Source organism: Hymenobacter lutimineralis, from assembly GCF_008271285.1.
Lineage (GTDB): Bacteria > Bacteroidota > Bacteroidia > Cytophagales > Hymenobacteraceae > Hymenobacter > Hymenobacter lutimineralis.
The window spans coordinates 228949-244568 of sequence record NZ_VTHL01000002.1 but is presented as its reverse complement, the minus strand read 5'-3'; the positions used below and the strand labels follow the sequence as shown (position 1 = coordinate 244568).

13 protein-coding genes and 2 tRNA genes are annotated in these 15620 nt (G+C 58.1%); 7 read left to right on the top strand and 8 right to left on the bottom strand.

All coding sequences use genetic code 11. The annotated features are described in order from the left end of the window. The first annotated feature begins 42 nt into the window (after nucleotides 1-42). The 3 genes from FY528_RS03305 (at nucleotide 43) to FY528_RS03295 (ending at nucleotide 852) form a co-directional block, all read left to right on the top strand. Nucleotides 43-279 (top strand): hypothetical protein, encoded by a 237-nt coding sequence (locus tag FY528_RS03305; RefSeq protein ID WP_149069564.1) that lies wholly within the window; start codon nucleotides 43-45, stop codon nucleotides 277-279. A gap of 359 nt (nucleotides 280-638) precedes the next feature. Further along, nucleotides 639-711: transfer RNA gene (locus tag FY528_RS03300), tRNA-Gly, on the top strand. Nucleotides 712-771: 60 nt separating this feature from the next. Continuing rightward, nucleotides 772-852: transfer RNA gene (locus FY528_RS03295), tRNA-Leu, on the top strand. Between the two features lie 16 nt (nucleotides 853-868). Here the strand turns inward: FY528_RS03295 and FY528_RS03290 are convergent. The 4 genes from FY528_RS03290 to FY528_RS03275 form a co-directional block, all read right to left on the bottom strand. Continuing rightward, entirely contained in the window at nucleotides 869-1387 is a 519-nt protein-coding gene (locus FY528_RS03290; protein ID WP_149069563.1) for an XrtX-associated membrane protein, read from the bottom strand. A gap of 3 nt (nucleotides 1388-1390) precedes the next feature. Then, complete coding sequence (gene xrtX, locus FY528_RS03285; RefSeq protein ID WP_262383895.1) at nucleotides 1391-1915, bottom strand: exosortase X; 525 nt, start codon at nucleotides 1913-1915, stop codon at nucleotides 1391-1393. 117 nt (nucleotides 1916-2032) lie between these two features. Next, nucleotides 2033-2242, bottom strand: coding sequence for an Fjoh_0651 family PID-CTERM protein (locus FY528_RS03280; protein WP_149069561.1), 210 nt, complete (start codon nucleotides 2240-2242; stop codon nucleotides 2033-2035). A 47-nt stretch (nucleotides 2243-2289) separates the two neighbouring features. Continuing rightward, on the bottom strand, nucleotides 2290-4521 hold the full coding sequence (locus FY528_RS03275) for a T9SS type A sorting domain-containing protein (protein WP_149069560.1): 2232 nt from the start codon (nucleotides 4519-4521) through the stop codon (nucleotides 2290-2292). A gap of 252 nt (nucleotides 4522-4773) precedes the next feature. On the opposite strand from FY528_RS03275, the gene FY528_RS03270 reads away from it, so the two are divergent. Both FY528_RS03270 and FY528_RS03265 read left to right on the top strand, forming a co-directional pair. Next, nucleotides 4774-5733: an AAA family ATPase gene (locus FY528_RS03270; RefSeq protein WP_149069559.1), complete on the top strand. Its 960-nt coding sequence runs from the start codon at nucleotides 4774-4776 to the stop codon at nucleotides 5731-5733. 11 nt (nucleotides 5734-5744) lie between these two features. Further along, nucleotides 5745-6560, top strand: a complete 816-nt coding sequence (locus FY528_RS03265) for a class I SAM-dependent methyltransferase (RefSeq protein WP_149069558.1) — start codon at nucleotides 5745-5747, stop codon at nucleotides 6558-6560. Here FY528_RS03265 and FY528_RS03260 read toward each other — a convergent pair. The 4 genes from FY528_RS03260 to FY528_RS03245 form a co-directional block, all read right to left on the bottom strand. After that, nucleotides 6557-7825 (bottom strand): lipopolysaccharide biosynthesis protein, encoded by a 1269-nt coding sequence (locus tag FY528_RS03260; RefSeq protein ID WP_149069557.1) that lies wholly within the window; start codon nucleotides 7823-7825, stop codon nucleotides 6557-6559. The two genes, FY528_RS03265 and FY528_RS03260, sit on opposite strands and share 4 nt — an antisense overlap. A gap of 19 nt (nucleotides 7826-7844) precedes the next feature. Further along, complete coding sequence (locus FY528_RS03255; RefSeq protein WP_149069556.1) at nucleotides 7845-9059, bottom strand: glycosyltransferase; 1215 nt, start codon at nucleotides 9057-9059, stop codon at nucleotides 7845-7847. Between the two features lie 101 nt (nucleotides 9060-9160). Then, a complete protein-coding gene (locus tag FY528_RS03250; RefSeq protein WP_149069555.1) occupies nucleotides 9161-10768 on the bottom strand; it encodes a beta-helix domain-containing protein in 1608 nt (535 codons plus the stop codon). A gap of 105 nt (nucleotides 10769-10873) precedes the next feature. Further along, on the bottom strand, nucleotides 10874-13636 hold the full coding sequence (locus FY528_RS03245; protein WP_187631985.1) for a TonB-dependent receptor: 2763 nt from the start codon (nucleotides 13634-13636) through the stop codon (nucleotides 10874-10876). 174 nt (nucleotides 13637-13810) lie between these two features. Between FY528_RS03245 and FY528_RS03240 the strand changes: the two genes are divergently transcribed. Both FY528_RS03240 and FY528_RS03235 read left to right on the top strand, forming a co-directional pair. Continuing rightward, nucleotides 13811-14695 (top strand): YicC/YloC family endoribonuclease, encoded by an 885-nt coding sequence (locus FY528_RS03240; RefSeq protein WP_262383894.1) that lies wholly within the window; start codon nucleotides 13811-13813, stop codon nucleotides 14693-14695. Nucleotides 14696-15027: 332 nt separating this feature from the next. Continuing rightward, entirely contained in the window at nucleotides 15028-15570 is a 543-nt protein-coding gene (locus FY528_RS03235) for a hypothetical protein (protein WP_149069552.1), read from the top strand. Nucleotides 15571-15620: the final 50 nt, after the last annotated feature.

Genomic DNA, 15620 nt, shown 5'->3' with positions numbered 1-15620 from the left:
GCGGCCCCAAACCTGAACGGCTTTGCCTTTTTTAGCTTATCCATGAAAAAAATAGTCTTGCTCGGTCTGTTGGCCAGCGCTTCCCTGACGCTCACGGTGACGTCGTGCAGCAACCCCGACTACAAAAAGGACGAAGAAATAGCGGTGCAGCCGCTGCCCCCGCTACCCGCTGAGGCTACCGGTCAGGACTCGGCCGCCGCCGCTGCTGCCGCTGCCAAGCAGGAAATCAACGCCGTCAATGCCACCGAGGCCATCAAAAAGATGCAGCCGCAGATGTAAACAGACTAGGCGCGTCCAGCAGCTTTGTGCCGGCTTTGCGCTTAGCTAAGGTAATTTGAAGCATAACTCAAACGAGGCGAGCGTATCATACGCTCGCCTCGTTTGCTAACCGGCTTGTCCGTCGGGTTCGTAAGCCAATGGCTCATCCTATCCCACTTTACGGCTGCCCAAATTTTCCGCTTAGCTAGTTGATTACTCAATGGCTTAAGAAATAGCAGAAAAAATTTCTCCCTGAGAATGAGTCAAAAAGCTCCTTTATGGGGAAGAAATTGCGTTTTTTTTCAGGCAGGGGCTTGACAGAAAGAAAAGCCGTTGTACCTTTGTCACACCAAAACGCCACTACGGTGGCTAGATCAAAAGCGAGAGTAGCTCAGTTGGTAGAGCGCGACCTTGCCAAGGTCGAGGTCGCGAGTTCGAACCTCGTCTCCCGCTCAAAAAAGGACGTTGCCCACGCAGCGTCCTTTTTTATTTTTGTGCAGCGGTACTGCTCAAGCCAGAGTGGTGTAATGGTAGCCACGAGGGACTTAAAATCCCTTGTCTTCGGACGTACGGGTTCGAGTCCCGTCTCTGGTACGAAAAAGCCCCCTTGTTACAAGCAAGGGGGCTTTTTTATTGGCTGTTCTTGTTGCCTATTGCTAAGTGCCGGAGCTGGGTAATACCAGTAAAGAAGCGGGGCCAGCCCCATAACCGGTAGCGGGGAAACGGTGAAGTCGATAAGGTTGCGGCCGAGCTGGTACATTCCCAGCGCATTGTGGGTGAGCTTACCCAACACCAGTAGGAGCAGGCACAAAACAAAGCTCCCGGCATAGGCATACAAGGCAAAGCGGAAGCGCTGCCAGGTGCCCAGCAGCAAGGCCAGCAGCAACAAGCACAAGCCTATGTACAGCAGCGTATACAGCACCACCACGGGCACTAGCCGTTTCGTAATGGCCGGGTCGGTAGGGGCGCTGAGGGCGGCGGGTAAGCTGCCGCTATAGTGCTGCCAGCCCTGCGTAAGCTTGCTGAACACCCACGAATCGTTGCTGCCCAGCAGTAAAAGCAGCACCAGCAGCACAGCACAGCCAGCAAAGCGAAGCCAGCGCGTAAGAAAAAGGGAGCGGACGGACATCAGTTAGGCAACAGCAGCTTCGGTCTGAGGTTGCGCAAATCGCCGCACCCATGCCAGCCACAGCAGCAGAATAAAGCTATAGACGACAAAAGTAAACGTGTAATGATGGTTAAAATCCACCGTGCCGTGGGCGTACACGTGGTTGATGGCCAAGGCCGCTACCCGCAGAATATTGACGACGTAGATGATAACCAGGCCCAGCGGAATAAACCACGCCTTTTGCCGGATGGGCCCAGGAAAAGCCAGAATAAACCCGGTGAACAAAGCGTAAAGCACCAGCCCGTTGCACGGATGCCCCACGCTCACCACGGCCCGTTGGTCGATGGTAACCAGATTGGCCTGGGCAGTACCGGCGTCGAAGCCCAGCACCCGCAATACGACGGCGCTGTTGGCGGCAATGTTATTCGACAGCACCGTGTCCAGGCGGCCATCTTGGGCCAGCCAGTGCTCATATACGCCAAACCAGAGTAAGTACATGGCTGCGCTAAGCAAGCCAAAACGAAGTAAGTGTCGTTTTCGCGAATCCACAGGAACTAAGTCAAATGTAAGCAAGGCAGATACAGGCAAGATAGCCATATCCGGCGAGGTGAGGCCGTATAACCGGCAAAGCAAAGTCCCTGACCAAGTGGGCAGGGACTTTGCTTGTTACTGCTGGGCTTTGCGGCGGCGGAGCTGACCGGCGCCTAAGGCGGCGCCGGCTGCCAGTAGCAGCGAGGCACCGCCGTCAATAGGCACATCGGTAGGGGCGTCCGGCTCGGGCCCACCTTCCGGTGGCTCCCCCTGGGCGTACGCAGCCGTGCTGCCAGCCACCAAGAGCCCACCCACAAGCAGTAGATTCAAGAGAAAGTTTTTCATAGGAAACAAAAAGTGAGAAATAACTAAAAGAACATACTCATTGAGTTCTACTCTACTACCACCCGCTTGGTGAGGCGGGATGCCCCAATCTCCAGCTGCAGGGAGTAGACCCCGCGGGCCAGTTGCTGCACGTCGAAAGAAGCCGCGGCACCATTGGCGGTCATCGGTATCAGCTTCGTTTGCACGCGCTGGCCCAGGCTGTTGTAGAGCGAGGCTTTCACCGTCTTACCTCCGGCTACTACCGGAATATGAAGCTCAAATGAGGTGCGGGCGGGGTTGGGGTATAGGGCCACCTGCGCCGACTTCACGGCATCGTGGTTGCCCGTCACGCTGTTGGCCCCGAAGCGTAGGTTGAAGCGCTGCCCGGAAAACGCCTTATCCAGGGTAAAGGTGTAAGCTGGCTGCTGCCGCAGGTCGATGGTGCTGCCCGTCGCGTTGTCAATAAGTTCTACCGACTGTCCGCTGGCAAAATTGAGGAGCTGCCCGGCCTGAATGGTGTAGGTGCCCGCCGCGGCGCTCAGTCCCACCGGTATGCTAATGGCGCTGCCCGCCAGTGGGGCCTGCCCGTTCACGGCTAGCTCCTGGGTGCCCACCAAAGTAAAGAGGGAGGCTTCGCCCAGGTTGCGCAGCTTAGGCGCATCGTAGCGGTTTTCTACTGTAGCCGTGGCATTTGGCTGAAAGTACACATAGGCGGCATCCTGGGTCCCTCCCGCCGACTTCAGCTCCAGCTGGACATAGGGTACGGTGGGAGCCGCTTTTTTCTTGACCACGGATTTGTAGCCGAATGGTTGACCAGCTCGCAGCTCCGTGGGACCCAGGCCCGCGCTAAATGAGCGCAGCGCATCAGTGAAGGTCAGCTCCCGGGAGTCGTTCTGGTTGAGCAAACGCGTGAAGAAGCCCTGGCCCGGTGCAATGGAAGGGTCGCCAAACTCGGTGCCGTCGCCGTTGTTGAAATACGTCCGGTACGTGCCGCCATAGCGGCTGGTAGGCGTGAAGATGTAAGCAGAAGCATCCATGCCGGGTGGAATCACCTCGTTGGGAACCGCCAGGCTCCAGTCGATGGTCGAAGGGTAGGGGTTGCCCAGCAGGTTCCAGCCCCCATCTTCCTGGTCGCCGCTGATAAGCTCAATGGGCCCGACGTCGCCCCCGTTCAGCTCCCCGGAAAATTTAAGCGTCTGGCCTCTGCTGATGTTGACGGAGTAGCCCCGGCCATCCTCCATGTTGCCGCCCGTAGGCGAAAACCAGCCCCGCGAAAAGCCTTGGCCGTACGATTCGTTGGGGGTAGAGCGGCGGCTGTCGTCGTACCCGAACACATTGGGAAAAGGCGTTACGGCCGCAGGCTTGGCCGCCGAGTTATACGTTGCATTGAAAATACCCTTGAAGTTGCCGCCGGTGTTCAGGCTGGAGAAGGGCGCCTGCCGCACGGGCGAAGACAAGTGATGGTACCCAATAGCAGCTGGCGCGCTAAGGTACTTCTGCATAACGGCCGTACTCCCGATGACCTCACCCGTAAAGCCTTCGAAAAGGTCAAGAAGGGCCACTTCCGCCGTTTGGTTTTCTGTAGAAAGCAGTGTGAGGGTATGCTCATTCAAGTAAAGATCGGCGGAGAAAAGCCCCAGCGCGCTGCGCACTTTCACGTCCTTGCTCAGGAGCAGCGCGAAGAAGGAGTCGTTGGGCTTTTGCTGGCGCGCTGATGAGCTTAGGTCCGGTCCGATGACCAAGAATTCCACTTGATCGGGGAGGCCGCTGCCCGTCACGGGCGGGCTGTCTACCACGAAGACTGGCGGCACCGCGTATACGTAGCTGGCCAGGTCGCTGAAGGAGCGAGTGGCCGTTTGGATAACTCCCGAGTTCTGACCTTCGGCCGCAATGCCCTCGGTTCCATAAATGGCCAGCTGGGCACCATCAGCCAGCACAAAGCTACCCGGCCCGTACACGAGGCCCTGGCACTCCAGCGAACTGCCCGCCTCAACCGTCATTTTGCCCGAAACGGCTACCGTTACGCCCCACTCCACAGTGAGCCTGGCCCCGTTAGTGACCGTTACGTTGTGAAAGGCGTAAGCGCCATCCGGTGCGCCAGCATACGACAAGGTCATGTCGGAGTCAACCAGCAAATCCGTTTCGGCCAGGGTCCGGCTGGCGGCTGCGCTACCAGGCGTGGAGGCCGCACCAGCTGCCGGAGCCAGCCCCAGAGTAGTAACCAGGCTAAGCCCGAGCAATGAGCGCCACGCGTAATGGGAAAGCCCCGTTCTGCCGTTTGTAGGTAAGGTTTTTTTCATAGGATGACTTGAAAGTAGAGCGGAATGGAATACAAAAAATGCGAGGTAATTTATATAGGATATTCAATAGATGCAATCTGAACGGTTAGGGTGGGGGAAAGCGCCAACCGACTACCCCCGCCGGAAAAACCACCCGGTGGCGGAATGTGGCGCATGCCGTATCTTGGGCAGGCAACCAACTAGCCGGAGAGCAGCCCCGTCATTGGTTTGCGTGGCCGGGCGGTACCTTCGCTTCTCACTTGACAGTATTCTGTGGAAAATTACCGCGACAAAATCCGGCAGGTCTTTGCCGAAGTAGGGAAAGTGGTAGTAGGTCAGCACTACATGGTCAACCGGCTGCTCATTGGCCTGTTCACGGGCGGGCACATTCTGCTGGAAGGCGTGCCCGGGCTGGCCAAAACGCTTACCATCAGCACCCTGTCGAAGGTGATGCACCTGCCGTTTCAGCGCGTGCAGTTCACCCCTGACCTCTTGCCCTCCGACCTGATTGGGACCATGGTGTACAACCAGAACCAAGCAGTGTTTGAAGTGAAGAAGGGCCCCATCTTCGCCAACCTAGTGCTGGCCGATGAAATCAACCGCTCCCCGGCCAAAGTGCAGAGCGCTCTGCTCGAAGCCATGCAGGAGCGGCAGGTAACCATCGGCGAGACGACTTATCCGCTGGACTTGCCGTTTCTGGTGCTGGCTACCCAGAACCCGGTTGAGCAGGAAGGAACCTACCCGCTGCCCGAGGCCCAGGTAGACCGCTTCATGATGAAGGTGTACATCGACTACCTCAAAAAAGCCGATGAGCTGGAAGTGATGCGCCGTATGGCCAACCTCAGCTACGTGGGCGAGGTTAGCCCGGTGCTTACCAAGGAAGATATCTTCGGAATTCGCGGCCTTATCAACCAAGTGCAGATTTCCGAAACGCTGGAGAAGTACATCATCGAGCTGGTGTTTGCCACGCGCAAGCCCGCCGAATACGACCTGGTAGATTTTCAGCAGTACGTGCAGTTTGGCGTGAGTCCCCGGGCCAGCATAGCCCTGCACCGGGCCGCCAAAGCCGTGGCCTTTCTGGATGAGCGCGACTATGTGCTGCCCGAAGACATCAAGGAAGTAGCCGCTGATGTGCTCAACCACCGCATCCTGCTCAACTACGAGGCCGAAGCCGACGGCATTCGTACCCAGGACCTGATTGAGGCCATCCTGCGCAAAGTACCGATCAGCTAACCCCTGTTTCCGTGTTCCGATTTACGAAGGCCCTGCGGGCGCTTGGCAGCATAGCGCGCAACCCGTGGCTGCTCAACCACGTGCTGGCCACCGATGAAAGTGCCTGGCAGCGCCAAGCCCTAATGCACAGCTCCCGCTGGGGCGTGCTGGTTGGCGGGTTGCCAGTGCTGCCCCTCACGATCCTGCTTTCCAGCGCCGGGGAAACCGTACGACCCTTTGCTTTCCGGGACGGCGGCTCGTTGCCTACGGATCTGGCCTTGCTGCGGGCCCTGGCGCGGCGAAGCCCCCGGTGCCGCTACTTCGAAATAGGAACCTGGCGCGGCGAAAGTGCCGCCAACGTAGCCGAAGTCGCTGCCGCAGTGTACACACTAAATTTATCGGCGGCGGAGCTGCGCGCCCGGCAGCTGCCGGAGCGTTACATCGAGTTGCACGGCTTTTTCTCGCGGCCCCTGGCCAACGTACAGCACCTGTATGGCAACTCCGCCACCTACGATTTTGCGGCGCTAGGACACTTTGATGTGGTGTTCATTGATGGCGACCATCAGTATGAGGCCGTGCGCACGGATACGCGGCGGGTATTTGAGTACTTGGTAGGCCCGCAAACTGTGGTGGTATGGCACGATGCCAGCCGGCAGCCCGGGCAGCCGCGCTGGGAAGTACTGGCCGGCATCCTGGATGGCTTGCCCACGGCTGCTTCCGGCCAGCTCGTGCAGGTAAGCAACACCCTATGCGCCGTGTATCTACCCGCTGCCTTATCGACTTCTCCACCTGACGCGCTGGCGGAGCCCGTACCCTATTTCGAGGTGACGATTAAAGCAACTTCTTAGCGAAGGCGCTGACGCAGCAGGTTCCAGCCCGCACTTAGGTCGGCCACACGTGGTAGAAACGCACCGGGCCCGGCGTCCGTAGCTTGCCGGAAGCGCCATAGCAGCAGGCCCGTGGAAGCCAGGTAGGAAAAGGTGCTGGCTAAAGCTGCACCCCGGATGCCGAAGCGAGGAATCAGCAGCGTGCAGCCCAGCAGCGTGACAATCAGCCCAAGCAGGGCCGCAAAATTATTGACTGCGTAGCGGGCCAGCCCGGCAAAGTAGCTGCTGATGAGCATTTGCACGGCGGCAGCCAACACGCCCGGCGCTAGAAGCAGAATGACGCCCCGCGCCGGTCCAAACTCCGGCCCGAACACCTCCGTGATAAAGGCGGTGGGTAAGCTCGCCAGAACAAGCAGGGCGCCCACAGTAGCCAGCAACGTGAGGCGGGCCGCCCGTTGCGCCGCCGGTGGAAAGTGAGAACCATCGGGGGCATTAACCAGGTCTACATACTGCAGCAGGGCCGTGCTGCGCGGAATCAGCCAAATAGCCTCCGCTAGTGCCACACCTACTGATAGAATGCCCAGCGCCCGGGCATCGGCGAAATGCGCCACGAAGTAGTAGCTAAGGCGGTAGTTGGCAAAGCCCAGAATATTGGAAAGGTGGGCCCCCCGGCTATGGCGGGCCAGCTCCCGGGTAACGGCCCGAAGCCGCCGGCTTTGCTCGCGGCGGTCTGGGAGGCGCAGCAGCCACCAGAAGCTCAGGCCCCAGGGTAGACCGTAGGAGAGGTAAGAAACGGCGTAATACGTATCAATGGAAATCCACGCCGCCCGGGCGGAGAAAGCGCCCCACAGCAAGCCGGCCAGCAAAAGCACCTGCAGTACCGAAAGGAGGTTGTAGGCCTTTTCGCGCCGCCGCCCCAGCAGCAGCAGGGTATTGATGGAGAAGAAAGCCTGCAGCAGGCTGATGCCGGCCAAATGTCCCAGATATGCCAGAGGCGGCTGCCGGAGCCCGGCGACGACTGTCACGCCAAATGTACACACCAGCATCGCCCAGACGTAGGCAGGCAGCAGCAGGTGCCATACGTTGCGGCGCGGGGCCAGGTATATAAGGGAAGAGCCGCCCAGCAAGCCCGTAAATAAAAGCAGGGCCGCCGTATCCGTCACAAACAAGCTCACGGCTCCCCGTCCGGCGGCTCCCAGGTAGCGGGCCGTCAGCCACACCACCCCAAAGCTGAGAATGGCCGTACTGAGCCGAGTAAAGAAGTTGTGGAGAAAGCGGCGAATCATCAAACCCGGAAAAAGCCTGTTAAGATGCAGCCGCGGCGGCAGATATAGCTGCTTGAGGAACTGCGCCAGCGTAAAAGGCTAGGAACTGCCTGCCTACGGCCTCGTAGCTGAAGTGCCGGACAGCATAGGCATGCAAGGCAGCAGGGTCGTAGAGTTCGGGCGCGTCTAGCACGGTCTGTAGGGCACCGGTCAGGGCCACCTCGTCGCGGGCTTCTACCAGCAGGCCCCGACTAGCATCGGGCACCAGCTCGGGCACGCCGCCAACCCGGGTAGCCACGACCGGTAACCCACTGGATTGGGCCTCAATGAGCACGCACGGCAGGTTCTCATAGTTGCTGAAGAGTACAAAACAGGCGGCCTGGCGCATTTCGGCCGCCACCTCGGCCGGAGCCAGCTTGCCCAAAAAGGTTACCGTTCCATCTTGCAGCAAGCCCAGGTCGGCGGCCAGCTGCTGCAGCTGCAACTGAGCCGGGCCGTAGCCAGCCACCCGCAATCGGAGGCCCGGCCGCTCCCGGCGCAGTTTAGCTACCACCCGCAGTACTCCACTCAGGTTTTTGGCTTCTTCATTGAACGCCGCTACGTGCAGAAGACTGGCTGGCCGACGCTCTGTGGCCGGGCCTGGGTGGAATAGCTCGGTATTGACTACGTTTGGAATAGCCACCGAGTGCTTGTGCCGAATGCCAAGCTTAACCAGCGCCTCGCGCAGGTTTTCAGAAACCGTGTGTAGCCCAGCTGACCGATGCACAACGGCGCGGGTAAGCAGGCGGCGCAGCCAGCTGATGCGGTGCGCGTTCTGGGGCTGATACAGCGTCCAGTGCTCGGTAATGAGAAAGGGGAGGCCAGTGCTTACCCGCAGCCACCACGCCCATAAGCCGGTGCGTAGCAGCACGTGCACGTGGGCGAGGGTAGGAGGCGCCCCCCAGTGCCGCACCAAGCGGTGGTAGCCCAGCTGCATACACCAGAAGTACAAGGCCAGCTTCAGAACCTTATCGATGAACGCAAAGCCGGTAATCCGGGCACGATAGTAATAACGCAGCGTAGGTACAGAATTCGCAAGCGCAGACTCGCATTCCAGCAACGATTTCAGCGGGCCCCGGGCCACCGTGGCGAAAAGAACGGCTGCCTCCGCGTGGGGGTCAATAGCGGCTATATGGCGCGCCACGAAGTCCCCATCCTGGTCGTCGTAGCGGTTAGGATACCACTTGGGAAGCATCAGCACGCGGGGTTTGGGCATGGGCGCAAGCTACGCAAACTCCAGAGGGCGGCAGGCACCAGAGAACAGAAAAAGCCTGCTCCGCAGCGGAACAGGCTTTTTCGACTAAGAACTCAAGACGCTTATTTGGTCACGATAAACCGCACGGCCTGGGTGGTTTCCTCGGTGGTAATGGAGGCCACGTACACCCCGGCTTTCAGGGCAGGCAAGGCCAGCGTGTGGGCACCAGCGGCCAGTTTGGCGGTTGGGGCCAGGGCTGCTACTTCGCGGCCCGTCACATCAAGCACCCGTACCTGCGCCGTAGCGCCGCGGCGCAGCACAAACGCAAGGGAAGCCTGGCCGGCAGCCGGGTTGGGGAATACATTGAGGCCATCCACCTGATCGGACTTAGCGCGGCTGGCCGTTGTGATGCCCGAAGAGTAGTCGGTATTCTGCGGGTCGAAGTTGGTCCAGCCGGCAGTCCAGTCCTCGGTCCCAAAGGCCCCGCGGAAAGCAACCTTATCGAAGAACTCCCCGCTGATTTTCGTGTCTGTGAAGTCGGCGCCGGCCTGCAGGATGGAAGCCGCCTGCGGCAGGAACTTGGGCGCCGTCAGGCTGAAGTTGTTGGCGTCGAGACCCAGGGCGTCGGTGGTGGTCAGCTGGTTGCCGCGGGTAGCCGCGTTAAAGAAGCCGGCCACGTCGTAGGTGCTGCCGGATGCGGCGGCAAAGTTACTTTTGCTGCTAGCCAGCACGTTGTTTTTCAGCTGCAGCTCCCCGCTGGTGGCGTTGGCCTCAGTGGGCGTGCCATCCAGCAGCAGGCCCGTCGGCCAACCCGTAAAGACGGAGTTGAAAACCGACAAAGCCGAGTTGCGCCGGATGTGCATGGCCCGCTTGTAGTCGGAGTTGAGGTTGGTGGAGGCCGGCAGGAAGCTGCTCACGTTCGAGAAAACAGCGCTAGTTTTGGGCGAGTTGGCCGAGCCGTTCTTGTCGTTGTCCGACTCAAAGCTGTTGGAGCCCGAAATGTCGGCCACTTCCGGGTCGCGCAGGCTCACGGCGTACTGCACCTTGCCCGAGAAGCCGTTATCGGAGTCGAAGTCATCGTCCAGACCCCGGAAGGAAATCAGGTGCTTGGCATTCACGCTGCCGCCAAACCACTCGTAAGAGTCGTCGCCGGAGTAAGAAACCTGCACGTGGTCGATGATGGTGCCCGAGCCCACGCCGCCCAGCGTCAGGCCATTGATTTCGTTGTCGGGCTGGAAGGCCACGCCGGGGAATTCAATGCGCACGTAGCGCAGCACGCCGGAGTTGTCGTTGGCCACGGTGCCACCAAATACCCCGTTCACGCCGCCCTCAATCACGGCCGTGGTGCCGCTGATGTTCTGGGGGGCACGGCCCAGCAGAATCACGCCACCCCAGTCGCCGCGGGCGCGGCTGCCCTTGGGTGAGTTCGAAGTAAACACAATGGGCTGGTTGGGTTTGCCATCGGCCATCAGTTTGCCGCCCTGCTCGATGATGAGGGTGCCCTGAGTATCTTTTTTTCCTTTAATAACGGTGCCGGGCTCAATGGTGAGGGTAGCGCCATCGGCCACCCGCACAAAGCCGTCCAGCAAGTAGACGTTGTTGCTGGTCCAGGTCGTATTTGTCGTAATCTTGTCCTTGACGGTTACCACGGGGGCCTGCGCCAGTGCCGAGAAGGCAGGTGAGCCCAGCAGCGCGGCCAGTACCAGAACAGGAAGTACAAACTTTTTCATAGTCAGAAAGACGTTGGTGAAATGACGGTGCGAAGTACCCATGAAAAAACGCCTCCCGGGCTACGGAAGGCGTTATGCTTTCTTTAGGCGAATGTTACCTTATTGTTAGAAGCGGTAGACCAGGCCCAGGGTGGTGTACTGGCCCCGGCGGTAGCGGGCAAAGTCGCGGTCGGCGCTGGTAATCTTAGCATCAAAGTCCACGTCCTGCACCTGGCGCACGGCTTGGTTAAACACGTCCTGAATACCGCCTTTAATTTCCAGCCGCTCGCCCAGGCTCTTGGTCACGGCAATGTCGAGCACGTTGCGCGGCATTTCGTAAATAGTGAAGATGTCGCGGTTGCCCACCAGAAAGATGCGCTTGCCTACCACGTTGTACTGCACGTTTAGCTGCAAGCCCCGGTCCGTATCCTGGTAGAACACGCCGGCATTCACCACGTAAGGCGACTGGCCCTGGAGCGGCCGCCGGGCAATCTGCGAAGAGTCACTGCTCAGGTCTACCCGGCTGCGGATGATGGAAGCATTGAGCAGAACCGAGAAGCGGTTCCAGATATCGGCCTTGCCCAGGCCCGCCAGCGACTTGCGCACTTCTATTTCGGCGCCGTAGTCGTATGCGGCATCGGCATTGGCGGGTTTGATGTTGGGCAACGAGCCGCTGGCCGGCTGCTGTGTCTGCTCAATGGCGTCGTTGAAGTGCTTGTAGAAAATACCGCCCGACAGCATTTCCGTGGGGCTGGGGTAAAACTCGTAGCGCAGATCAGCATTGTAGATGGTAGCCGTCTTCAGCTGCGGGTTGCCGATAATCAGCGCGGTGTTGTTGAAGTCGTAGTAGGGGTAGAGGGCCTGCTCCCGGAACTCGGGGCGGTTGGCCGTCACGCTGGCAGCGGCGCGTAGCAGGCTGCGCAGGCTGAAGTTGTAAGTGGAGTTGAACGAAGGCATGACAATGGTGCGCTTCTCGCGGGTATTCACTGGCTCGTCGCCCAACGTAGCTGTGTTCACCTGCCGGTCGTTGTATTCGATGCGCACCCCACCCGACAAGTTTACTTTATCACTAATGGGAGCTGTGGTGCCCACGTAGCCCGCTATCAGGGTATTGTCGGCGGTGTAGTTGCGGCTGGGGTTGCGCACCTCATCTACCTGCAGTTTCTCTGGTCCGAAGTTCTCCGGCGCAAACACCTGCTCAATAGGGCGCGTCAGAATGCTGTTATCGAAGCCATTCTCGGTTCCGCGCACAAAGCCAATCAGGCGAGCATTAAAGTCGCGGCTCTTCCGCTCGGTATAGAAGCCGGCGCGCAGCTTGTAGGCGCTAGTGCTGGTGGTGTCGCGGCCCCGGAGGCGGCGCTCCAGCTGCCCGCTCAGCATGTAGGTGTTTTCCTGAAGGTCGGAGTAGAAGCGGCTGGTTTCTACTAGCTCCCGCCCAATGCTCACGCGGAATGGGTCCTCGGTGCCCAGCTCACGCTGGGTGCGGGCCCGGCGGAAGTCCGGCTCGTTGCGGTTCACATAGTTGTAGCCCCCGGTCCAAGTTACGGTAGTGGCTTCGCGGGCGCCTAGCGTGTGGGTTCCCTGCAACTGGCCCGAGTAGATGCTGCGGCTAGTGTAGTGGAAGGCATAGTCGCGCCGGTCGTAGCCGTCAGCTTCGTTTACGCCGGTTCGCAGCACTACCTGGTCGGCCCCAATCTGGTTGAACAGGTTGCGGAACTCCACCTTGTGGCGGGCATTCAGGCGCACGGCCCAGTTGTGCACGATGCCCAGCCGCACGCCGGCCGTGCTTTGCTGGTCCTGGTAGCTGAACTGCCGCTGAATAGTCCCCCCCGAAGGCTGGTTGTAGCGGGCCCGGCTCACGGTATACTGTTCCAGCGTGTTGGAGTAAGACACCGAGGTGATGTTGGTCAGGTCGGCAGTGCCCAGGGTGAGGCGACGCGTGAGGCCCAGGGAGGCACGCAGGTCAGGTCGGGCCGTCACGGAGCGCATGCCCCAGTCGTTGCGCAGAGTCCGGCCTACCGCCGTGAGCTGTTCAGGCGTAGTATTGTCGGAAGAAATAACGCCGGGCGTACCAGTAGGCAATGCCCGCTGCGAGTTGTCGAAGCCCAGCCAGTCGGTGGGCGCATTGTTGCCCCGCATAAAGGAGTTGAACGTGGTGCCCGCGCGGCCCGCGCCCGACAAGGAAAACGTGGTGCTGTTGTCGATGGCGGAGTTCTTGGTGTATACCTTCACAATGCCGCCACCCATTTCGCCGGGCAGCTCCGGAGCCCCCGATTTGTACACCAGAATTCGGTCGATAACCGAGCTGGGCAGCACGTCGAAGGAGAAAGAGCGGGTATCAGTTTCAGCCGAAGGCGTAAGTGCATCGTTCAACAAAACCGTGTTGTAACGCTCAGAAAGGCCCCGAATAACTACGAAAGCATTGTTCTGGATGGTCACGCCGGGTATGCGCTTCACTACTTCCGAAGCGTCCCGGTCTAAGGATTTTACAATTTGGTCGTTCGACATCCCGCTCACCACCACCTCGCTTTTCTTCAGATCCTGGATCAGGGCCACTTCCGTGCCGGTTTGCTTCTGTCCGGTTACAGTTACTTCCTGCAGCGTAGTGGTATTTTCCTCCAGCGTGGCATTGAGAGTCGTCGTAGCGCCAGGTGCCACCGCGATGCTGGGGAAGATTTGCGTCTTGTACCCAATGTTGGTAATGGTGATGCTGTAGGTGCCCGGCGCCAACTCAAGGGCGTACGTACCATCTACGCCTACGGGGGTGGCCTGAATGGTTCCGGTGACGAGCACCGTAGCCCCAATTACGGCCTCGCCGGTCTTTTTGTCTTTCACATTACCTCGGATAGTACCTTGCTGGGCCGTGGCCCAGGTACTGATCAGAAGCATAATCAACAGAAGAAAAGAGCGTTGCATAGAGGGGGCTGTTGTCTGGTGCCGCAAAAGTACCCGGGCCCTATTATGCCAGCATGACGCGAAGATTATGCTTATGTTACGCCGCTTTAGCGCCTTGCAAAAGCGTAGTTTTGCCTTAAAAACCAGTGTCTCTTTATGTTGTATTCAATGACCGGCTTCGGAAGCGCCCAGCGCGACACGGAACGGTACTCAGCTTCCGTTGAAATAAAGTCCCTCAATTCGAAAACCCTGGACCTGAGCTTACGCTTGCCGCGCTTTCTGCAGGAAAGGGAGCTGGAAATCCGTAATCTGATTGCCAAGCAGTTAGTCCGGGGGAAGGTAAACCTCAACTTTGATTTCACCCGGCCCCGCGCCACGGGCGCCCAGGGCTCTATTGTAAACAAGGAAGCATTGCGCACTGCCTGGCAGGAGCTCACGGAAGTAAACCAGCAGCTCGGGCTTTCTACAGAGCAGCTAATTGCCCTGGCACATGCCTTGCCCGGAGCCCTCCGCATCCCAACTGATGCCAGTGCTGCCACCGAAGAGGAAGAAGAGGTGCCGTGGGAAGAGTTGCTGCCGCTGTTGCAGGAGGCCCTCGACCGGGCCAATCAGTTCCGCCGCGACGAAGGTCAGACGCTTACCACGGAAATTTTAGGCTACGTCGACAAAATCCGGATTCTGCTCGCCGACGTAGAGAAACAGGACCCCACGCGCATTGAGCAAGTGCGGTTACGCCTGCAAAATCATTTGGCTGATATAACCAGTAGTGAACACTTCAACCCCACGCGTTTTGAGCAGGAAATTCTGTATTATATAGAGAAGCTTGATATCGCCGAGGAAAAGGTGCGGTTGGTCAGTCATTTGCACTATTTCAACGAAACCGTATTTCTACCTGAACCTGTTGGCAAGAAATTAGCCTTCATTGCACAGGAAATGGGGCGTGAAATCAATACTATTGGATCTAAAGCCAATAATCCTACAATTCAGCACTTAGTGGTTGGTATGAAGGAAGAACTAGAGAAAATTAAGGAGCAAATCAACAATATTCTCTAGCAGCCGGCCTACTGTGCGCAACAAAAAGTCGATGGGTTAGTAGGATTTAAAAGAGTAAAAATACGAATGCGCTTATTTAAATATTTTTTGAACTTTTTAGTGTTGATTAACTGAAGAAGCTGTAACTTTGCCACAAGCTGGTAGAGAACAAGTCAGTAGATCATACTTTTCTTGTGCCCCACGCTTGCCTGAACTCCGGCATAATGATATTTTTGTATCGGAATACTTGGAGTTTCAGATTTAATTCTTAACTTGAGATGTTCGAAAGCAGTTCTTCACTGCGCTAGACATCCAGATTCTTTTTGATTACTCACTTTTTTCAGCCTACGACCATGAAAAAAGCCTTACTCCTTCCTGTTTTGAGCCTGATGCTGTTGCTGATGGCTGCTCGCCCCGCTGCTGAGGTTGAACTCATCAAAAAGCGCGTGCTGAGCGAACGTGTTGAAATCCTCATCCCCAAAGGGTTTGAGGTGATGAGCGAGCAGCAAATGGACTTCCTCTACGCCAAAGCGCAGAGCCGTCCCAGCCTGATCTACACCAACAACAAGCAGGCAAGCATCTCCTTTACCTACACCGACAACACGGCTGATCAGGACATGATCCAGATGTACACGGACAACTTTATCAAAACCTACAGCAAGCAGTTTCCCGATGCTCGTTGGTTTGGTAAAGGTCTCAAGGAAATCAGCGGCCGTCAGGTAGGTTACCTGGAGCTGATGAAGCCTGAGCTTGGCCATGAGGTATATAACCTGATTTTCTTCACTGACGTGGAGGGCAAGTTGCTCATGTGCACCTTCACCTGCGCCGACCGTCAGAAGCCGGAGTGGGAAATGGTTGCCAAGCAAATCATGAATTCCTTCAAGTCGAACGGCTAAGCTAGCCTACTCGTCTCTTCAAGGTCGTTAGTATAGTTATTCCGACCAAG